Origin of the sequence: Pseudomonas caspiana (assembly GCF_040224095.2) — a bacterium.
In the GTDB taxonomy this organism is placed as follows: Bacteria; Pseudomonadota; Gammaproteobacteria; order Pseudomonadales; family Pseudomonadaceae; genus Aquipseudomonas; species Aquipseudomonas caspiana.
Genome location: NZ_CP167995.1, coordinates 328339 through 349228 on the forward strand (window position 1 = coordinate 328339; position 20890 = coordinate 349228).

Here is a 20890-nt window from a genome sequence, read left to right on the forward strand (position 1 = left end):
ACCCTGTCAATCGTATCGCTTAAACCACCTGATCCGTTTTCGGGATCGCTCGTTTGCGTTGTGCAGAATCTGGCTCTGCGCGGCTAAGGGTAATTGGAATAGATTTGGCGGCGGGCACCTTGCTACGTTCCGCGTAGTGCCAAAGCGGCACTAACGGATTACATTCCGGGTAATACGCCGCGCTGCAGCCTTCGGGAATGTCGTAAGCGATGATTTGCATCGGCCCGGCTTCTCGCGGTGTTTCCGGTTCCACCGCAGTCTTTAGCAACACCCAGTCACCTGCGGTGAAGCCGAGCCGCACGATGTCGTTACGATTCATGAAGATCACCGAACGTATACCGCTGACGCCTCGAAAGCGATCTTCATAGCCGTAGATCGTAGTGTTGAATTGGTCGTTGCTGCGTAGCGTCATCAGTTGCAGAACATCACGGCAATCAGATCCCGGGCTGACGTCACTGTCTTCATCCAGCGATTGTGGCGTGATGAAATGGGCACGCCCGCTCTCGGTTTTCCATTCACGCTGAATGGCCGGGATGGGTTTGTGAAAACCACCGGTTTGCCACATTCGGGTTTCCATGTCATGGAAAATTTCCGGGTACACCGTCGCGATGGCTTTGCGAATCTCCCTGTAGTCACTGCGCCAGGCATTCCAGTCTATGTGCTCGGTTCCTGTCAGTGTCGCTTGCGCCAGGCCAGCAATGATCGAGGTTTCGGCGCGCAATTGTTCGCCGATCGGTTCGTTGGTGCCTTTCCAGCCATGAATGCAGCCGGTACTGTCTTCGGTGCTATAACTTTGTTCGTGCCCGTTCTGGCGGTCGATTTCAATCTTGCCCAGGCATGGCAGCAGCCAACTGTTTTTCGCCGTAACCAGATGGGTGCGGTTGAGCTTGGTGGCAATTTGTACGCTCAGATGCAGATTTTTCCAGGCAGGTTCCATGCGTGAGGTATCGGGAATCGCCCGGAGAAAATTACCGCCCAGACCAATGAAACCGCGCACGCTGCCATCAAGGATGCCTTCACAGGTTTCCACGGTCGCACGCCCTTTGTTTTTCGGAACCTGAAACCTGAACAACGTCTCAATTTTATCCACAGGCACCTTGCCTGGGTCTTCAGTGATGCCGACGGTACGCTGACCTTGCACGTTGGAATGACCCCGCACCGGGCAGATACCCGCACCGGGCTTGCCGATGTTGCCGCGCAGCATCAGCAGATTGACCAGCATCTGTACGGCTTCAACCCCTTTACGGTGTTGCGTGATACCCATGCCGTAAACAATTATTGCCCGCTCGCTGGCGGCGTAGACTGTCGCCGCCGCCTCCATGGCTCCACGACTGAGCCCTGAGCGTTCCGTCAGGGTGTCCCATTCGCAATGACGTACCGCATTAACAAAGTCGGCGAAGCCTTCGGTATGTTGGCCGATGAACGCTTGATCGATCACTGGCGGCTCGCCCTTGATCAGTGCGGTCTTGTCGATTTCCAGCAATGCCTTGGCTATGCCCATGACGGCTGCAATGTCACCGCCTATCGCTACCTGATGGTATTGGGTGCTGATGACTGTCGAATCCGGACCCAGCATCTGGAGTGGTGATTGAGGATTGACGAAGCGTTCCAGTCCCCTTTCCCGGATGGGATTGAACGTGATGATTGGCACATTTCGACTGCGTGCTTCTTGCAGATCATGGAGCATGCGCGGGCTGTTGCTGCCTACATTCTGCCCAAAGAAAAAGATGCAATCGGTCTGCTTGAAGTCCTCAAGCGTAACAGTGCCTACGGGGACGCCAATGCTTTCCTGCAAGCCCACCGATGTGCTTTCGTGGCACATGTTGGAGCTGTCTGGCAGGTTGTTTGTCCCGTAAGCTCTGGCGAAGATCTGGTAGATGAAGGAGGTCTCAAGGGAGGCACGCCCTGAGGCATAAAACGCGACGCTGTCCGGGTCCAGTTGTTTTAGCTGAGCGCCTATCTCGCGGTAAGCCTGCTCCCAGGTGGTTTCACGGTAACGGTCAGTTTCGGGGTCATAGCGCATCGGGTGGGTCAGGCGGCCATGCTGCTCGAGGTCGTAGTCGGGCAGTTGAAGCAGCTCTGTGACTGAGTGGCGGGCAAAGAAATCAGGGCCGGTTTTCAGCGAGGTTAATTCCCAGGCTGTGGCTTTCGCTCCGTTCTCGCAGAACTCCAGCGCGTGGGGTTTGCCGGGTTTGGCCCACGCACAGCTGACACAGGCAAAGCCGCCTTGCTTGTTTTGCCGGGTCAGTGCCCCCGCCGCCTTGAGCAGTGTCTGTTCACGCCAGAGAATACGCATGACCGATATGGCAGAGCCCCAACCTCCTGCTGCCATTTTGTAGGGTTTATAGCGTGTCCGGGGATGGATGAGCATCAGGGTATTCCTCTTGCCGAACAGCCGCGCTGAACGTCTTATGCAACTCTGACGTGGGGGCCTGTGGAAGGTTCGCTGTGCTTTCTCCAGTGGTTGTCATGGGATTGACAGGCGAAAACCGAACTTGTCCGCCGTATATGAATCAGTTCCTATTGCCTGATAAAGAGAGCCCTGATCATCAAGGAGTGCCCCGCGTTTTGTTGAATTTCAAGTCCATCGTCCTGCTTTGCACGCTGCTATTTGCTGGCAGCTTCAACTTGCAGGCTGCCGAGCAAGCGGCTGCCGCTCCCGCCGCCGATGCAGCGCCGGACAACGCCGAGGCGCCCGCTGCACCGGAAATCCTCGTGCAGGGCGGATTACTCGGGGTGATCAGTTCCAGTATTGATGATGTGCAGGAAGCCCTGTCACTGGATGGCCGCCTGCTCGACAGCTGGCGCTTACGTGCTGACCGGGCAGCCGATGAGCTGGACAAGCTGGTCAACAAACCAACCTCGCGTTCCAAGTGGGGCGTTGTCGGCGACTTCCTGATGCTGTCCGTCGTATGGATCGGCGCATTTGCCGCGTTGACTACCCTTGGCAGTTTCGTTGCCATGCGTCTCAACCGCCGCCCGTTTTTTAAGGTCCGTGAGCGCAGTCAGGCGCTGCTTGGTTATGTATTGCCGTACACCTTGCCTGCGTTGATCAGCCTGCCACTGACGCTATACGCCAGTCACTTCCTGACGGCCTCGGTGGGGCGCGCGCTGGCGCTGTGTCTGGCGTATTCGACCAGTAGCGGTATCTTCTCCACTTCGGTGTTGTTGTGCGTGATCGTCATGTTCAACTACGGGCATAAGCGCGCTGCGGTGCGAATGATTCGCCGCTTCAGCCCGAAGCCGCTTTTTGTCATCGGTTTCATGGCTGCCCTGAGTGACGCTTTGACCAGCCCGCAGATCGCTCGCCAGATCGGCAATAACGTCACCACCAGCGTTGCAGTGTTTACCGGGTTGTTTGCGTCAGTCGTGTTCTGCATGTTGGTGATCAAGGTGCGTCGTCCCATCGCGCACCTGATACGCAATCGCTCGCTGAGCAGTCGTCTGGCCCGACCGGCGCTACAAGAATCCCTGAAGGTGTTCTCAAACCTGTGGTACTTGCCGATTCTGCTGATGATTCTGGTGTCTGCGGTGAACCTGATCGGTGCAGGCGAAGACAGTCAGAAGGCCCTGCGTTGCGCCTTGTTCACGACGGTATTGCTAATTGCCACGGTGTTCTTGAGTACGGTTTTCCAGCATCTGTTCAAGCCCACCACCGTTGAAGGGCGTGGTGGGCATATCTACAAAGCACGGTTGCTGAATCTGGCGCATGGGGTGGCGCGGATTATTCTGGCAGTGGCGTTTATTGAAATCCTGGGCCAGATCTGGGGTTTTTCGCTCTTTGAATTTGCTCAAAGCAACAGTCTGGGCCGAGCCATCGGTGAGTCGCTGAGCAGCATTGGCCTGATCTTCATGGTCACCTGGATGCTGTGGGTGGTGCTCGACACTGCTATTCAGGAAGCATTGAAAGCGCCGCTCAATCATCGCTCGTCTCGTCAGCCGAGTACGCGGATCAAGACCATTCTGCCGCTGCTGCGTAACGCGATAAAAATTATTCTGGTGGTCATCTGCGCCATCACCACCATGGCCAACCTTGGCATTAACGTCGCGCCACTGCTGGCGGGTGCGGGTGTGGTCGGTCTGGCAATTGGTTTTGGCTCCCAGCAATTGGTGCAGGATGTCATTACCGGTCTGTTCATCATTATTGAAGACACGTTTTCCATTGGCGATTGGGTGGTGCTCAGCACCGGCCACTCGGGCACGGTTGAAAGCCTGACCATCCGTACTGTGCGTCTGCGTGACGGTAAGGGTTTTGTGCATTCGGTGCCGTTCGGCCAGATCAAGGCAGTGACCAACCAGTCCCGGCAATTTGCTTACGCGTTCTTCTCGGTGCAGTTCACCTATGATTCCGACATCGACAGCGCGCTGTCTTTGATTCGCGAAGTTGGCCAGTCGATCACTGAAGACATCCTGCTCAAAAGCAATCTGCAAGGGCCATTGGAAGTCTTCGGTGTGGATCGCATGGACCTCAACGGCGTAGTGCTCACCGCTCAGTTCCGGACCTCATCCGGCGGGCAATACAGTGTGGGTCGTGCGTTCAACGAGCGATTGAAAAAGCTTGTGGATAAATCCGATGACGTTCGCTTTGCGCAAACTTACCCACAAACGGTCATCAGCCCAAGTGCCGGGCAAGTGCAGCCGCTTTCTGTCGACAGAGATGCGCAACCGGCGTCAGGCAAAGGCAATGTGGTGAACGTCGATGGCTCGGAGAGTCCGCCGGTTAAACCCGTCTAACCTTTTTCCTTGTGGGAGCGAAGCTTGCTCCCCCGATTGGGGCATCGCGCAGCAGCTGCCTGACGAGTCATCCCTCATCGCGGGCAAGCCCACTGAATTGAAATGTATTCTGTAGGAACTCACGAGCACCGCGAGGCAGCGATGGCGGTCTGTCTGATATACCGCTATCGCGACCTCGCGGTGCGCGTACGCTCCTACAGGTCCACCGTTGGGCGCGAGACAGCGCGGTGTCAGGGACGTTTTGGCAGCTCCCACAGCAGTTGGTGCTTTTTTCGTTCAGCGCAACAACCTGTCCCGCACTTGCGCCATCGCTTCCTGATCCAGCTCCAGCCAATACTGGGGTTTGCCCGCAATAACTGCTGCAGCCGGAATACCATCGCGATACACCAGCCGATTGCCCACCAGCGCCGGGACTTTGCTGCCCGGTAACAGCGTGCCTATCAGGTTTAGCGGGTCAACAGCGCTGAGGCTGATCAGGCTGCCATCCAGTGGCCGCTTGCGAATTTCGCGCAGCACCGGGATGGCTTCAGACAGTGCGAATTGCTCGCCCGCCAGGCCACTGACGAAGCGCCCGCCGCGAATTTCCCCGCGAGCTTCGAGCCTATGAAAGGTACGCAGCAATTCCCGCCAGCTTGGCAGTCAGTCGGCTTCGCGCTCCAGTAGACGCCAGAACACCACACCATAGCGGCGCAGCAGTGTCATCGCGACGTGCTCCAGGACCTGTGGGTCTACAGGCTGCGGGCGCTTGTTGGCGATAGCGGCGGGGCGCGTCGAACGTTTCAGCAGCGCCCAACGCCCGGCATCGTCCATGCCGCCAAAAAACGCCCCGCGATTACGCCGACTGGTGTGCGCTGAGCGCTTGCTGGCGGGAGTGATCAAGGCACGGAGACCGGCAAAGCTGTCAGCATTCACGAGTCCGGCAGCCACCAACTCTTGCAGCGCGATTTCAAGTTCCGCGCGCAACAAATGCGCTTCGGTTACCAGTTCGTCAAAAAACATCGCGCCGTGTTGGGTCAGTGCCGCATGTACTTTCTGTGCCTTCGGCGATAACTCGTCGGGCTCCGGCTGCTCGGTCAGACCGCTCCATAAACTGACTTGGCCACGGGGCAGCAGCACAATCGGCGTGCTGCGCAGCGCCACCGCGCCGGTTTTGCTGCTGGCCGCGAGTCGTGTCCAGACCACCTTGCCCGAGCGGCAGATTTCATCGAGCCAGAGTGACGAGTAATCCTTGATCCGGGCCGACAGCAAGTCGCTGTCCCAAGCCCCGGCGGCAGCACTGAAGCCCTCAAGCTGACTGATGATTTCCGGCAGCGCTGTTCGGCCTTGGCTGCGAGTAGTCGCGGACAAATGCTGCCAGTCGAATAGAAAACGCATGAAGTCTTGCAAAGACACCGGCTCGATTTCCCGGCGCAGTCGCTTGACGGTGTACCGATGAATCCTTGCCAGCAAATGTCGCTCGCACCATTGGTCCTCGTTGGCGCCGGGGCTGAAGCGCCCGCGCAGCACGTAGCCTTCGCTCTCCAGCCGTGCCAGCGCCTGAGCCACGCTGCTGGCGCTCAACGCCAACGGCTCGGCGATGTCGCGAGTTGGCATCGGGCCAAAGCCGCTCAAGCGGGCGCGCACCACTTCAACGATCGCTTCATCGGTTTCCCATGCGTCATCGAAGCCGGGCAGGGCGCTTAGCGGTGGATGCATGGGCGCCTGTGGATAAATCGCCTGTAGGCAAGTCAGGCGCTCCAAAGGCGCCCACAATATTTGATCGGCACCGACCTCGAAACGCGTGGCGCGTCCGGAGCGGGCCAAAGACTCCAGCCATTTAAGCCAATCCTTATTTGCCCCAGCCTCCGCGTTGCTGACGCAACTCAGACTCATCAACGCTTCATGCATCTCGTCGGCGTTCTGCGGTTGGGGCCAGGCCTGTTCGTTGACTGCCGCGATGGCGTCGGCATCCAGTGCGCCGAGATCGTCCGAAGATTGCGGATCACTCCAGCGCCGGTTGAGTACGGCTTGGGTGCGACGTTCCTCCAATGGGGCGTCGTCGAGAAAGGCGTAAGGCCGGGCGTTGAGAATTTCGGCGGCCAGCGGCGACGGTGCGGGTAGGTCGCGGGCAATCAGCCGGACCTCACCCTTTTCCATGCGCCGCAGAAGATTGAGCCAGCCCTCAGCGTCCATCGCTTCGTGCAGGCAATCGTTGAGGGTTTGCTCCACCAAAGGATGATTCGGCACTTCGCGTTCGCCGACGATATTTTCCAGGCAGGCGATCTGATCGGGGAACACCGTCGCGATCAGGTCTTCGCTTTTCATGCGCTGCAACTGCGGCGCGACTTTACGTCCGCCGGTGTAACGGGGTAGCGCCAGCGCAGTTCCGGCATTCCAGCGCCAGCGCACGCCGAACAGTGGCGCATCCAGCACCGCCTGAATCAGCAGATGTTCAGCTGTGTTGGTGTTCAGATAACGCCACACTTCATCCAGCTCAAAGCTATGACTGGTGGACAGCGACAGCACGATTGCATCTTCACTGGCGGCGGCTTGAAGCTCGAAATTGAACGTGCGGCAGAAGCGTTTGCGCAACGCCAGGCCCCAGGCACGATTGAGTCGGCTGCCGAATGGCGTGTGGATGATCAATTGGGTGCCGCCGGACTCGTCGAAAAAGCGCTCCATGATCAACGTGTCTTGCGACGGCAGTGCAGTCAACACCGAGCGAGTTCGCGCCAGATAATCCACCAATTGCTCGGCACTCGCCAGACTCAACCCCAGAGTGTCGATCAGCCAGTCAGTACACGGCTGCAGATCACCGGGGTGGGCGCTTAACAGTTCGTCAATCTGACCTTGCAAGCGTGCCACGGCAAACGACAACTCATCGCTTCTGCCCGGTGCTTCACCCATCCAGAAGGGGATATTGGGCGGCTGGCCTTGTGCGTCTTCAACGCGTACGCGGCCGCTTTCGATGCGCAGGATGCGGTAAGACGTATTGCCCAACTGGAAGATGTCTCCAGCGATGCTCTCGACCGCGAAGTCTTCGTTGACGGTGCCAATGTTCAGCGCCTGCGGCTCAAGAATCACGCTGTAGTCGGCGTTGTCCGGGATCGTGCCGCCGCTTGTGACAGCGGTCAGTTTGCTACCTCGTCGACCTCGTACTGTGCGGGTCATGGCATCGCGATGCAGGTAGGCGCCGCGCACGCCCTGACTTCCGCTATAGCCTTCGGCCAACATGCTCAACAGTGCCTGGTAGTGGTCGGCGTCCAGCCCGGCGTAGGGCGACGCTCGACGAAACATTTCCAGCAGCGCGTCTTCGTGCCATTCCTGCAAGCTGACTTCAGCGACGATTTGTTGTGCGAGCACGTCCAGCGGCGCTTTTGGGATCTGCAAAATATCCAGCTCGCCACGTCGCACGCAATCGAGCAGCGCGGCACATTCGATCAGGTCGTCGCGAGAGGTAGCAAACAGCCGGCCTTTGGGCGTCCCACCGACGTGGTGCCCGGAACGTCCGACCCGTTGCAGAAACGCCGAAATGGAGCGCGGCGACGCAATCTGACACACCAGATCGACATCGCCGATATCGATGCCCAGCTCCAGAGACGCCGTTGCGATCAGTACCTGCAAATCGCCGCGCTTGAGACGCTGCTCGGCATCAAGCCGTTGCTCCTTGGCAAGGCTGCCATGGTGCGCCGCCACAGCCTCTCTGCTCAGGCGGTCACTCAAGTGTCGCGCCATGCGCTCAGCCATGCGTCGGGTGTTGACGAAAATCAGCGTGGTCCGGTGCTCGCGCGCCAACTCGGCAAGGCGGTCGTAGACCAGTTCCCAGACATCATTGGACATGACCGGCCCCAAGGGCACAGGCGGTACTTCGATCCCCAGATCACGGGGCCGTGCATGGCCGATATCGACAATGGCGCACGGACGCTCAATCGGGTCCGCGCCCACCAGAAAGCGCGACACTAGTTCGATAGGTTTTTGCGTCGCCGATAAACCGATGCGCAGCAATGGCTCGCTGCACAGTGCTTGCAGTCGTTCCAGTGTCAGCGCCAGGTGGCTGCCGCGCTTGCTGGCGGCGATGGCATGGATCTCGTCGACAATTACCGTCCGTGTGCTGGCGAGCATGCGTCTGCCAGAGTCAGAACCGAGCAATACGTAAAGCGATTCGGGCGTGGTCACCAGAATGTGCGGCGCAGTCTTGCGCATGGCGGCGCGTTCTTTTTGCGGCGTATCGCCGGTTCGTACCGCAGTGCTGATGCGCAGTGGCGGCAAATTCATGCGCTGCAATTGTTCAGTAATGCCAGCCAGCGGATTTTGCAGGTTGATCTGAATGTCATTGGACAGCGCCTTGAGCGGCGAAACGTAAACCACGAAGGTTTGCTCGGGTAATTCACCGCCGTGTTCGAGGCCTTGATGCACGAGTTCATCGAGCACAGCCAGAAATGCCGTCAGGGTTTTCCCTGAACCGGTGGGCGCGGCAATCAGCGTCGAGCGCCGGGCCTTGATCAACGGCCACGCCTGCGCCTGAGCGGGCGTTACCGCAGGGAAGGTACTGCGGAACCAGGCACTGACTGCCGGATGAAAACCGTCGAGTGCGGGGTCGGGAATAAGCGGGGAGTTCATGGGCAAATTAATGAGGGTGGCAAGGGGAAGATGCAAGCGCCTTTGATCGGTGGCTGGGGGAGCGCCGAGAATTATAACCCTCGCATTTTGAGCTGGAATGCTACGCCTGAGGGTTAATCCTATTCCTGCATGCAGAGCAGAAAAATCCCACAGCCCTCAACGGTTGGGGGTTGCGCGGCAACGTGATATGTTTGCAGGCGTTTTACACATAATATTCCAACCGAATTTGATACCGAGCCTGCTGACTCTATGCGAATGCGCCTTATGCTGTTGGGCGGCGGGAATGCCCTCGGGCAGGCGCTGATTCGTCTGGGTGCAGAGGAAGACATTGGCTTCCTGGCACCGCGTCCACCGCAAGACGGCTGGGATGCAGCGAGTCTGACGCAACTGCTTGATGACACCCGCCCCGATGCCTTGATCAACCTTGCCTACTATTTCGACTGGTTTCAGGCGGAATCCGTAAGCGACGCGCGTCTGTCCAGTCAGGAACGCTCTGTTGAGCGCCTTGCCGAGCTGTGCCAGCACCACAACATTGTTCTACTGCAGCCTTCCAGCTATCGGGTCTTCGATGGTTCGCGGGCGACTGCCTACAGTGAAAAAGACGAGCCGGTCCCGTTGGGTGCACGTGGCCAAGCGCTGTTGCGTATCGAGCAGAGTGTGCGTGCCACCTGCCCGCAACACCTGCTGCTGCGTTTCGGCTGGTTGCTCGATGACAGCGCCGAGGGTGTGTTGGGGCGTTTTCTGAAACGTGCCGAATCGACAGAAGAGCTGTTGATGGCCGACGACCGACGTGGCAATCCGACGCCGGTAGACGATGCTGCACGGGTCATGATCGCTGTTCTCAAACAGCTCGATTGCGAAGCGCCGCTCTGGGGCACTTACCACTACGCCGGTCATGAGGCGACCACGCCGCTGGCGCTTGGGCAGGCGATTCTCACCGAAGCCCGTTTGCTGCACTCTTTGGCGATAGAGTCACCGACTGCGCAGGCTCATGCTGCACGTCCCGACGCAGCTGACGAGCCGCAACATGGCGTGCTGGCCTGCAAGAAAATTCTCCATACCTTCGGCGTCAAACCTCGCGCATGGCGCGCCGGGTTGCCGAGCCTTCTGGATCGTTATTACCGTCATGTCTGATCTTCCTGTCTTGATTACCGGCGGCGCCGGTTTCATTGGCTCTAATCTAGCCGATGCACTCCTGGCCCAAGGGCATGCGGTGCGTATCCTTGATGACCTTTCTACTGGCAAGCGCAGCAACCTGCCGCTGGATAACCCGCGTATAGAGCTGATCGAAGGTGACGTTGCCGATGCCGATCTGGTCAAGCGGGCGGCATTGGGCTGCAAGGCGGTTGTGCATCTGGCGGCTGTTGCCTCGGTTCAGGCTTCGGTGGATGACCCTGTGCGTACTCACCAGAGCAACTTCATCGGCACGCTGAACGTGTGTGAGGTCATGCGTGAAGCAGGCATCAAACGCGTGGTATTTGCCTCCAGCGCTGCGATCTACGGGAATAATGGCGAAGGCGAAGCCATCAGCGAAGACACACCTAAAGCGCCGTTGACGCCTTATGCCTCGGACAAGCTGTCCAGCGAGCACTACCTTGATTTCTACGGCCGCCAGCATGGTCTGGAGCCCGTGATCTTTCGTTTCTTCAACATCTTCGGCCCACGCCAGGATCCTTCCTCGCCTTATTCCGGTGTGATCAGCATTTTTGCCGAGCGCGCAGTAAAAGGCCTGCCGATCGCCGTGTTTGGCGACGGTGAGCAAACACGGGATTTCTTCTATGTGGGCGATGTGGTCAAGTTGCTGACCCAAGCGCTGGATCTGCCGCACGTCGAGTCGGGCGCGATCAATGTGGGTCTGAACGAGACCACCTCGTTGAACCAGTTGTTGTCAGCGTTGGCAGACGTGGTGGGCAAGCAGCCGCAAGTGACCTATCAAACGGCTCGCTCCGGCGACATCCGTCACTCGAGAGCGAACAATCAGCGCCTGCTGGAGCGGTTTACGCTGGGTGAGCCAACGCCGCTGAAGGTCGGGCTGGCGAAATTGCTTGGTCGTTGAGAGCTAGTCGAGACCCACAAAAAAAGCACCTCTGAGGTGCTTTTTTTTTGGGCGGTTACTGCAAACCGTTGACCTGTAGGAGCTGCCGAAGGCTGCGATCGCGGTGCGCCAGAACAAATGCATCGCAGCCTTCGGCAGTTCCTACAGGTCCAGTGTGCGCCGCGTCTTAAAACTTATAACCCACACCCACCATGTAAACCCATGGATCAATGTCCACGCTCACTTTGGTCTTGCCAACACTCAGTGCTGAAGGGCCGTCGACAGTCGCTTCAGTATCAATGTCCACATACCAGACCGAGGCGTTAACCAGAATGTTGTCGGTCAGCATGTAGTCCATACCGACTTGTGCTGCCAGGCCGACGGAGTCTTTCATCTTCAGGTTGCTGAAGCCCTGGCTCTTGCGATTGCCGGTCAGGTCGGTATCGAAGAACGTGGTGTAGTTGATGCCGACACCCGCGTATGGCTGAAATTTCGACGACGCTTCCATCGGGTAGTACTGCAGCGACAGGGTCGGTGGCAGTTGTTTCACGTCCGCCAGCTTGCCATCCAGGCCCGGGCCGAGGCCTTTGACCGAAACGGTGTGGCTGAAAGGGGTAGCTGCCAGCAATTCGATACCTACGTGCGGGGTAATCATGTAGCCGAACGTCAGGCCAAGCTGGTTCTCGCCATCAACGGTCGCCTTGGTGCCGGAGACTTTAGTGCCGTCGAGTTTGATCTCGCCGCTGTCTTCATTCGGCTCAACGTGCGCGACACCGGCGCGAACGATGAAGTCACCGGCCTCATAAGCCTGAGCGGCGTAAGGGGCGCTGAGCGCCAGCGCAAAGAGGGAAGCGCTGAGCAGGGTCTTGTTCATGAGGGCTCCAAAAGGCGATTCAAGTTGTCTGTCGCCAATGGTACGGAGCGTCTGAACCAAGGCTTTGACACAGCTCAATGAAATCGCAATGAAGCCCGCAAAACTTAATTCTCGGGCAACTCGTAAACCAGGATCTTGTCAGCCTCCATGCTGTAACCCGCGTCGGCCAACTCACTGGTCGAGGCTTTGACCTGCATCGGTCCCTCAATCCAGTACGGCTGATACAGCTCTTCAACTTTCACGCCCAGCTCGCTGGTGACATGCACGATCTGGTTCGAAGGCGGTGGCGGCACGTGGATACACGCGCCGAAATACGGCACCAGCAAGAACTCGATTACCCGGCCTTCTTCGCTGACTTCCAGCGGCACGATATAACCCGGCAAGCGCACGTTCTGACCATCCAGCGCCTTGACCACTGGCGCGTGGGGAGCTTGTTGATGGGCGGCGGGCGCCGACTCTACTGACAGCGCGTCGGACAGCTTTGACAGGTCATGAATGGGCGCCGTGATCGGCGCGATTTTTGGCGCATCCGGCGGGATCATTTCTTCCCAGGTCAGCACCTTCGGTTCGACCGCCCACAATGGTGAACTGACCGAAAACAGCAAAAGCAACAACAGGCGCCGCATGTTCAAGGTCCTCATAAACGAATCGACAAACCATCAGCCAGCGACTGCCGATAGGCGCGCCAAGCAGGCACAACCCCCATCAACAACGCGGCAGCCAGAATGCCACCGAGTAGCGTCCATTCATATTCGCTCGGGAGCGAAAGCGGCAGGAATAGGCCGTAATTGCTCTGCACATAGCCTTGGGCGGCGGCAATGCCGATATATAACAGAACCATGCCACTGACCACACCCGCGAGTGCAAGGGCGAAGGCTTCCATGATCAGCAGGGTCGCGATATGCCAGGGACGTGCACCGACCGAGCGCAGAATTGCCATCTCTCTGCGTCGCTCATTAAGGCTGGTGAGAATGGCCGTGAGCATGCCGATCAAACCCGTCAGGACTACGAATAGCGAAATCACGAACAAGGCTTTTTCGGCCGTGCCCATCAGGCTCCACAATTCCTGAAGTGCCACGCCGGGCAGGATCGCCAGCAACGGCTCGCCGCGAAATTCGTTGATCTGGCGCTGCATCGAGAAGGTGGCGATCTTGCTGTTCAAGCCCAGCATGAACGCCGTAATCGCTTTGGGCGTCAGGTCCATGTTGCGAGCCTGATCAGCAGAAATACGTCCATTGCCGTGAGCAGGCGCGCCGTTTTGCCAGTCAATATGGATCGCTTCCATGCCGCCGAGGCTGATGTGCAACGTACGATCCACCGGCGTGCCGGTGCGCTTGAGAATACCGACCACGGTAAACGGTTTGTCGTCGTGTTTGACCAGACTGATCGCCGCCACGCCGTGGGCCAGCACCAGTTTGTCATCCAGTTTGTATTTCAAGGCATCGGCCACTTCGGCGCCGAGCACCACCTCAAAGGGGTCCGTCGCAAAGGCCCGACCCTGGGCGAGCTCCAGATGTTGCTGGCGCCCAAACTGATAATGCTCGAAGTAGTTTTCGTTGGTGCCCATCACCCGATAGCCGCGATGGGAGTCCCCTAGGGAAATCGGAATCGCCCATTTCACCTGTTTGCTCTGCGCGATCTCCTCAAAGCTGTCCCAGCGAATATTGTTGGTGGCGTTGCCGATCCGGAAGACTGAGTACAGCAGCAGATTGATCGAGCCGGAGCGCGCACCGACGATCAGATCGGTGCCGCTGATAGTACTGGCGAAACTGGCCCGGGCTTCGGTGCGCACGCGCTCGACGGCCAGCAACAGGCACACCGACAAGGCAATGGCAAATGCGGTGAGGAAGGCAGTGAAACGGCGGTTAGCCAGACTGGCCATGGCTAGGCGAAACAAATACATCTCAAACCTCTGCGGCGACGGCGGCGCGATTGAGTTCGGACAACGACAGGCTGCGGTCGAACAGCGGTGCCAGGCTCTGGTCATGGCTGACGAACAACAGGCTGCTGCCTGCTTCGCGGCATTCGGCGAACAACAATTTGATGAAGGCTTCCCGTGCGTCGGTGTCGAGTGCCGAAGTCGGTTCGTCAGCGATCACCAGCTCTGGCTGGCCGATCAAGGCGCGGGCGGCTGCCACTCGCTGCTGTTGACCGATGGACAACGAGTCGGCGCGGCGGCTAAGCATTTGCGGGTCTTTCAAACCCAGGTGAGCGAGTAGCGTGACGGCGGCACTTTCCACGCTGCCGTGGCGCTGTTTCGCACGATCGGCGCGGACTTTGGAGAAGTGACATGGCAGTTCGACGTTCTCCCTCACCGACAGAAACGGCAGCAGGTTGAACTGCTGGAAGATATAGCCGGTGTGATTGACGCGAAAACGATCACGCTCGCCGGATGAGAGTTCGGTGAGCTCCTGGCCCAGCAGGCGAATGCTGCCGCGATTGGGTTTCTGCACGCCGCCCAGCAAACCCAGTAACGTCGTCTTGCCGCTACCGCTGGGACCTTTGAGAAACAGCGTTTCGCCCGGCTCCAGCCGAAACGCCGGGATATCCAGCAATTGCGCGTGCCCTGGCCAGGTGAAGCCAAGGTTGGACAGTTCGATCAGTGCTTGAGTCATGGCCAGTGTGAATCCGCCGGTATGGAAATCAAACGACCGGGCAAGCCCGGTCGGTTTTCAACAATAGCTGAATCAGAATTTCAGGCTTGGATTGCTCGGACGTACTTCGGCACCCGACTGACCTTTGGGCGAAATCAACTGCACTTGAAGTTTTTCGGTGCCCGGGAACGACTTGAAGATGGTCGACAGGTCGAGGGTTTTCAGTACGGCCGGGACCTTACACGTGAATTTGTAAGTGCCATGGATTTCGCTGTGCTCGTGCTCATCGTGGGCGTCTTTGGCATCGTGATCGTGGCCTGCGTCAGCATCAGGCTTGTCACCGAACAATGGGCTTTCCAGCTTCTGGGCAACCACGTTGCACTCGGCGGCTTCCGGAATGTTGAACAGTGCGTGGGGCTTGAGCAGGATATCTTTGGCAGCGGCGACTTTGGCCTTGTCTTCAGCGCTGGTGGCCAGATGCTCAAAACCGACAAGGTTCATGGCCGGGCTGTCCAGTTCGAACTCCAGCGTGCCGCCAACCAATGCGACGTCCAGTCGGCCCACGCCATGCTCATGCGCGCCGAGGCTGCCGTGTTCATGGTCGTGATCATGCTCAGGGGCTGCATTAACCATTGCGAGAGGAAGCAGGGCCAAGGGCAAAGCGAGCAGCAGACGGCGCATAAAACAGACTCCGGACATGACGGGATAAAGATCGTTATGTGATCTTATAACAATTAATGTCGCAGGCGTGAGCTGGAATTTGGTTCAGGGAGCGATGAAGTCTCTGTAGGAGCGAGCTTGCTCGCGATTCGGTGTGCTTGTCGAACATTTGTATAGCTGACCGATCGCCATCGCGAGCAAGCTCGCTCCTACAGGGGGGTATGTATTCCAATCGTTAAACGCGCTGTTCCCAAGGCCGCGCCCGGCGCAGGTCTTGAGCCAGTGTGTAAATAATTGCCCGCCCGCCATGACTGGTCCAGCGCAGGGGTTCTATCAGGCGATGTTCATCGGGCGTGAGGTAGGCGAAGCCTTGGGTTCTGGCTTCGTGGAGGCAGTCGATGGGGTGGTGAGATTTTCTTTTTGATTTCATGGTTAAGCTCGAGGTAGATGTGATCCAAGAGCTGCCTTCAAACGCTGCGAAACGCTGGGTGGCAGCTGTACATGGGTTCGCAGACCGAGCACACCCAACCCGGCACACCCGAAGGTGTCCCAAGTACAGCCGCCATATAGATTTGGTGCTGAGGGTATGCACTGCTCAGGCTGCGAAACCCGTTCGCTGCTGCTGCAACGACCGGCGCACATTACCGACGCGGGACGCGATCCACGAGGTAACAACAGCGATTCAGAATGTAGGAATGGTCTCTGCCTGAACACGGATCCCTGTGGGAGCAGGGCTTGCCCGCGATAAGACTGGACTCGATCGACCTGACATTTGCGGCGCCTGTATCGCGAGCAAGCTCTGCTCCCACAGGTCCAGCGGAGTACTGGCCCTTTGTGGTGAATTTGCGGAAGGAGATCAGAAATACCGCTGATCCCTGTAGGAGCTGCCGAAGGCTGCGAAGCAATCTCATGGCATGCCGAATTCGCAGCCTTCGGCAGCGTCTACAGCCCAGCGCAAAAAGATGAATCTATGCGAGCATGTCCCCCTGCAAAAAAAGAGGAAGCACCCATGTTGCGTATTCGTGGAACCGTTGGCGATTGGCCGGTGGATTTGACCCTGGAGCTGGACGAAGGCGATTGGGCGCAGCTCGGCGCTCAACTCAAAGCCGCCAAACCTGAAGCCACCGCCGCAGCCGTGGTCAGCAAACCTGCAAGCCAGGACGACAAGATCTGGCAGATCGCGCTGGACCTGCTGCGCAAGGCCGGGCAGATCAATGGGCCGGAGTTGCTGGATCAACTGGAAGGTCTGACTGGCAGTACGGCGGCGGGCAAGCGCCTGTTAGTGCGCTTGCGCCACAGTTCGCAAGTCAAGGTCGAGAGCGGGCAGGACGCGCCGCTCTACAGCTGGGTCAATACAGACGCCTGATGACAGACGCTTAGTACAGCGCAGCAAACAACTTGCGACGATAGGCGGTGACCAGTGGATGGTCGTTGCCCAACAGGTCGAAGACTTGCAGCAGGGTTTTGTGTGGCAGGCCGTCGGCGTAGTTGCGGTTGCGGATGAACAGCTTCAACAAGCCTTCCAGCGCCGCTTCGTATTGCTGGCGGGCCAGTTGCTGAATCGCCAGTTGATGCACGGCTTCGTCATCCAGCGGGTTTTGCGCCAGTCGAGCCTTGAGGTCTGCTGCATCCGGGAAGGCCTTGGCCTCAGCCAGGAAGGTCAGTTGCGCACGGGCACCGGCCAGATCAGCTTTGTGATCGTCGGTTTTCACCGCGTCCAGGACTTGCCGTGCTTCGCCCAGCTCACCGCGCTCCGCCAGGCAGCGTGCGTAAAGAATCAGCGCTGCCGCATTGGTGTTGTCTTCGGTCAGGATCTGTTGCAGCGCAGCTTCGGCTTCAGCGAAGTGGCTTTCAGCGAACATTTCCTGAGCCAGTTTCAGCGGGTCAGTGGCGACTGGCGCAGGCATGACCACGTGCTGGTCGAGAATCTTGCGGATCTCTGATTCAGGCTGAGCGCCGGTGAAGCCGTCAATGGGCTGGCCGTCCTTGAACAACACCACCGTCGGCAGGCTACGGATACCGAAGCGGGCGACGATGTCTTGCTCGGCGTCGCAATCGACTTTCACCAACAGCAATTCACCCTGATAGCTCTCGGTGATCTGCGCGAGCAGGGGCATCAGCACTTTGCAGGGCGCGCACCATTCGGCCCAGAAATCCACCAGCACCGGTTGGTCGAAAGACTTGTCGATGACCAGTTGCTGAAAGGTCGCCGCCGTAGCGTCGAAGATGTAGGTAGTGTCCTGGTTCATTGCGAATCTCGGGGTATCTGAATGGGGCCAACTATAAAGGGCGCTTGGGTTTGCGCAAAGCGGCGTTGCAGGCGAAGCACTTCCTTGTGGGAGCGGTGATCATGTGGGAGCGGTGCTTGCCCGCGATAGGAACGACGCGATCTAAAGTGAACCGCGTCCAGCCTTATCGCGGGCAAGCACCGCTCCCACAGGGGATTGCATTTCAACTCGCTCAGCGTGGTAGAGGCTCACCTTGCGAAACTCATGGGGCTCCGCCAGATCCGGCAGCGTATGCGCTTCAAAGATATCCAGGCGTCCATATTGTGGATGCTGAAAATCCCGCACTCTCGAATCCGCCACCAATGCTTGCCGCCCGCGACTGAGGAACTGGTCCAGCAGCGGCAAGTTGGCCCGGTCGTAGAGCACGTCGGCGACGATGATCAAATCGAAGCGATCCGCTTCGGCAAAGAAGTCAGCCGAGTAGCTTAACTGCACGCCGTTCAGCTCTGCATTGGCGCGGCAGGCTTCAAGGGCCAGAGGGTCAAGATCACAGGCCACCACTTCAAGAGCGCCCGCTTTGACTGCCGCAATTCCCGCCACACCTGAACCTGCGCCAAAATCCAGCACTCGCTTACCAGCGACCCAATGCGGTTGCTCTGCCAGAAACCGGGCCAGCGCCAGGCCGCTGGCCCAGCAGAAACTCCAGTACGGCGGCTCTTCAAGAATGCGTCGGGTTTCTTCGGGGCTGAAGGCACGATCCATGTTATCGGCGTCGATCAGCCACAGCCGCAAGTCGGTGTCTGGCAGAGCTGTAGCGACCAGTTGCGCATCGCCCAGCAATTCGCTGAGCGCCTGTTGCAGGTGTTGCGGTGCAATCATGGCGCAGTTTCGAACTGCAAAGGCCCCAGCGCTTGTGTGACGGGTTGTTCAATACGCATCGACGGCAGATGCAGGATCAATTGCCCGGACTTGCTGGCACGGCCGCGCAGTTCAACGCGCTGACCCACCGGAAAGGCTTCCGGGTTGAAACGCAGCTGGAATGGTAGCGACTGATTGTTCCCCTGCAGTTTGGTGCTGGTCAGGAGTTTTTGCGGGCGACCGCGTTCGTCGATCACCAACAGTGCCAGTTCGACTTCGGCACCAGCCGGTACGCCCAGCAATTGCCCACTCAGCTCACGCTGGAACGGCTGCAAGGGGCCAGGACCGGCCGGCACTTTGGCGACAGGCGCTGAGGCCGGTTTGGCCGGGACGGGTTCAGGTGTCTCATTGCTGCTGCAAGCAGCGAGCAGGCCGATCAGGCCGATCAACATCAGCGGTCGTAGCGTCATGAACAGCTCCAACAAAAAATCAATACGAAGGACAACAGCAACCGCTCAATGACGGCAACGCTAAATTACCCGCAAACGCCGGTAAATAGCCCAATAGCGCGCAGTATCGCCGAACACTGCGTCAGATGCGCGTCTATATAGCGCAAAGCCCAAGACTTGTCTTGCCGGCGGGATGCGCTACCATGGCGGCCCTTCCTACTTTTGTTGCCTGCCACCATGCACTGTCCCTTCTGCGGTGCCAACGACACCAAAGTCATCGATTCCCGCCTTGTTGCCGAGGGCGATCAAGTTCGTCGTCGTCGCGAATGCCTGGCGTGCGGTGAGCGTTTCACGACGTTCGAAACAGCCGAACTGGTGCTCCCGCGCCTGATCAAGCAAGACGGCAGCCGCCAGCCCTTCGATGAAGAGAAGCTGCGCGCCGGTATGCAGCGTGCCCTTGAGAAGCGCCCGGTCAGCGTCGAACGTCTGGAGGCGGCGCTGGTACACATCAAGCACAAGCTGCGCGCGACCGGCGAACGCGAGGTCAAGTCGCTGGTAGTGGGCAATCTGGTCATGGGCGAACTGCAAAAGCTCGACGAAGTGGCGTATATCCGCTTTGCTTCTGTTTACAGGCGTTTTCAGGACCTCAACGAATTTCGCGAAGAAATCGATCGCCTGGCTCGCGAGCCAGCTAAAGAGTGAGTGCTTCGTTGACTGAGCAAACCGCGCTGGACACCCATTACATGGCACGTGCGCTGGAGCTGGCGCGCAAAGGGATTTACTCCACCCACCCCAACCCGCGTGTCGGCTGCGTGATTGTGCGCGATGGGCAGATTGTCGGCGAAGGCTGGCACGCCCGGGCTGGCGAGCCACATGCCGAAGTGCATGCGCTGCGTCAGGCGGGTGACAAGGCCCACGGCGCGACCGCTTATGTGACCCTGGAACCTTGCAGCCACCATGGCCGTACGCCGCCGTGCGCCGATGCGCTGGTCGATGCTGGCGTGGCGCGAGTGGTCGCTGCCATGCAGGACCCCAATCCCGATGTGGCCGGGCGTGGCTTGCTGCGTTTGATGAACGCCGGTATTTCGGTGCAATGCGGGGTGCTGGAAGACGAAGCGCGGGCGCTGAACAAAGGCTTTCTCAAGCGCATGATCAAAGGCTTGCCGTATGTGACGGTCAAGCTCGCCATGAGCCTGGACGGCCGCACCGCCATGGCCAGTGGCGAAAGCCAATGGATCACCGGCCCGGCTGCGCGTGGGGCAGTACAACGTCTGCGTGCGCAATCAAGTGTCGTGTTGACTGGCGCTGATACCGTCCTGGCTGACAAGGCCCGCCTGACGGTACGCCCTGATGAGTTGGGCCTGAATGCCGAACTCACCGCACTGGCAATGACGCGTCCGCCGCTGCGGGTGCTGATCGACGGCCGTTTGCGGGTGCCGCTGGATGCGCCGTTCTTTCAGGCCGGGCACGCACTGGTTGTGACCTGCGCTGCCGCTTCAGCCCGCGAGCGCTATCACGATGAAGGCCACGACATGTTGGCCCTTGCCGGAAGCGGTGGTCATGTAGATCTGCGCAAGTTGCTGGTCGACCTGGCCGCTCGTGGCATCAACGACGTACTGATCGAAGCGGGCCCGCGACTCGCCGGGGCGTTTACTCGCCTGGGGCTGGTGGATGAATTCCAGATTTTCGTCGCGGGCAAGTTCCTCGGTTCTTCCGCCCGGCCTTTGCTCGACTTGCCGCTGGCGCAGATGAGCGAGGCTTTTGAGCTAAAAATCGTGGACATCCGAGCTGTCGGTGATGACTGGCGAGTCATTGCAACCCCCAAGCTCGCACCCGGCGTATAATTTCCGCCTTTCGCT

At 58.8% G+C, this 20890-nt stretch carries 16 protein-coding genes and 1 pseudogene; 6 read left to right on the plus strand and 11 right to left on the minus strand.

What is annotated here, in order from left to right; translation table 11 throughout:
• Positions 1-19: 19 nt before the first annotated feature.
• Positions 20-2371, minus strand: a complete 2352-nt coding sequence (locus ABRP31_RS01580) for an FdhF/YdeP family oxidoreductase (RefSeq protein ID WP_349972338.1) — start codon at positions 2369-2371, stop codon at positions 20-22.
• A 197-nt stretch (positions 2372-2568) separates the two neighbouring features.
• On the opposite strand from ABRP31_RS01580, the gene ABRP31_RS01585 reads away from it, so the two are divergent.
• Entirely contained in the window at positions 2569-4734 is a 2166-nt protein-coding gene (locus tag ABRP31_RS01585) for a mechanosensitive ion channel family protein (RefSeq protein WP_349972339.1), read from the plus strand.
• 276 nt (positions 4735-5010) lie between these two features.
• On the opposite strand, the pseudogene ABRP31_RS01590 reads toward ABRP31_RS01585, so the two are convergent.
• Positions 5011-9333 (minus strand): annotated as a pseudogene (locus tag ABRP31_RS01590) (DEAD/DEAH box helicase).
• Positions 9334-9582: 249 nt separating this feature from the next.
• On the opposite strand from ABRP31_RS01590, the gene ABRP31_RS01595 reads away from it, so the two are divergent.
• Both ABRP31_RS01595 and ABRP31_RS01600 read left to right on the plus strand, forming a co-directional pair.
• The gene (locus tag ABRP31_RS01595) at positions 9583-10467 is read left to right on the plus strand and encodes a sugar nucleotide-binding protein (protein ID WP_095100549.1); all 885 of its coding nucleotides are present in this window, start codon (positions 9583-9585) and stop codon (positions 10465-10467) included.
• Positions 10460-11389: an NAD-dependent epimerase/dehydratase family protein gene (locus ABRP31_RS01600; protein WP_349972340.1), complete on the plus strand. Its 930-nt coding sequence runs from the start codon at positions 10460-10462 to the stop codon at positions 11387-11389. Before ABRP31_RS01595 ends, ABRP31_RS01600 begins: the two co-directional genes overlap by 8 nt.
• A gap of 166 nt (positions 11390-11555) precedes the next feature.
• On the opposite strand, the gene ABRP31_RS01605 is transcribed toward ABRP31_RS01600, so the two are convergent.
• From ABRP31_RS01605 to ABRP31_RS01630, 6 genes are all read right to left on the minus strand, one after another.
• A complete protein-coding gene (locus ABRP31_RS01605) occupies positions 11556-12242 on the minus strand; it encodes an OmpW family outer membrane protein (protein ID WP_349972341.1) in 687 nt (228 codons plus the stop codon).
• A gap of 104 nt (positions 12243-12346) precedes the next feature.
• Positions 12347-12868 (minus strand): DUF3299 domain-containing protein, encoded by a 522-nt coding sequence (locus ABRP31_RS01610; RefSeq protein ID WP_349972342.1) that lies wholly within the window; start codon positions 12866-12868, stop codon positions 12347-12349.
• A gap of 11 nt (positions 12869-12879) precedes the next feature.
• On the minus strand, positions 12880-14145 hold the full coding sequence (locus ABRP31_RS01615) for an ABC transporter permease (RefSeq protein ID WP_349972343.1): 1266 nt from the start codon (positions 14143-14145) through the stop codon (positions 12880-12882).
• A gap of 1 nt (position 14146) precedes the next feature.
• Positions 14147-14857 (minus strand): ABC transporter ATP-binding protein, encoded by a 711-nt coding sequence (locus ABRP31_RS01620; protein WP_349972344.1) that lies wholly within the window; start codon positions 14855-14857, stop codon positions 14147-14149.
• Between the two features lie 72 nt (positions 14858-14929).
• Positions 14930-15517 carry a DUF2796 domain-containing protein gene (locus ABRP31_RS01625; RefSeq protein ID WP_087267494.1) on the minus strand — a complete coding sequence of 196 codons (588 nt, stop codon included), beginning with the start codon at positions 15515-15517 and terminating at the stop codon, positions 14930-14932.
• Positions 15518-15731: 214 nt separating this feature from the next.
• Positions 15732-15926, minus strand: a complete 195-nt coding sequence (locus ABRP31_RS01630) for a hypothetical protein (protein WP_349972345.1) — start codon at positions 15924-15926, stop codon at positions 15732-15734.
• A gap of 579 nt (positions 15927-16505) precedes the next feature.
• On the opposite strand from ABRP31_RS01630, the gene ABRP31_RS01635 reads away from it, so the two are divergent.
• The gene (locus tag ABRP31_RS01635) at positions 16506-16862 is read left to right on the plus strand and encodes a hypothetical protein (protein WP_349972346.1); all 357 of its coding nucleotides are present in this window, start codon (positions 16506-16508) and stop codon (positions 16860-16862) included.
• Between the two features lie 10 nt (positions 16863-16872).
• On the opposite strand, the gene trxA is transcribed toward ABRP31_RS01635, so the two are convergent.
• The 3 genes from trxA to ABRP31_RS01650 all read right to left on the minus strand — a co-directional run bounded on the left by trxA (position 16873) and on the right by ABRP31_RS01650 (position 19052).
• Positions 16873-17745, minus strand: coding sequence for a thioredoxin (trxA, locus tag ABRP31_RS01640; protein WP_349972347.1), 873 nt, complete (start codon positions 17743-17745; stop codon positions 16873-16875).
• Between the two features lie 141 nt (positions 17746-17886).
• A complete protein-coding gene (locus ABRP31_RS01645; protein WP_349972348.1) occupies positions 17887-18603 on the minus strand; it encodes a 50S ribosomal protein L11 methyltransferase in 717 nt (238 codons plus the stop codon).
• Entirely contained in the window at positions 18600-19052 is a 453-nt protein-coding gene (locus ABRP31_RS01650; protein ID WP_349972350.1) for a hypothetical protein, read from the minus strand. Before ABRP31_RS01650 ends, ABRP31_RS01645 begins: the two co-directional genes overlap by 4 nt.
• A gap of 216 nt (positions 19053-19268) precedes the next feature.
• Between ABRP31_RS01650 and nrdR the strand changes: the two genes are divergently transcribed.
• Together nrdR and ribD are read left to right on the plus strand one after the other, a co-directional pair.
• Complete coding sequence (gene nrdR, locus ABRP31_RS01655; protein WP_027901698.1) at positions 19269-19733, plus strand: transcriptional regulator NrdR; 465 nt, start codon at positions 19269-19271, stop codon at positions 19731-19733.
• Positions 19734-19774: 41 nt separating this feature from the next.
• Complete coding sequence (gene ribD / locus ABRP31_RS01660) at positions 19775-20875, plus strand: bifunctional diaminohydroxyphosphoribosylaminopyrimidine deaminase/5-amino-6-(5-phosphoribosylamino)uracil reductase RibD (RefSeq protein WP_349972378.1); 1101 nt, start codon at positions 19775-19777, stop codon at positions 20873-20875.
• The last annotated feature ends 15 nt before the right edge of the window (positions 20876-20890 follow it).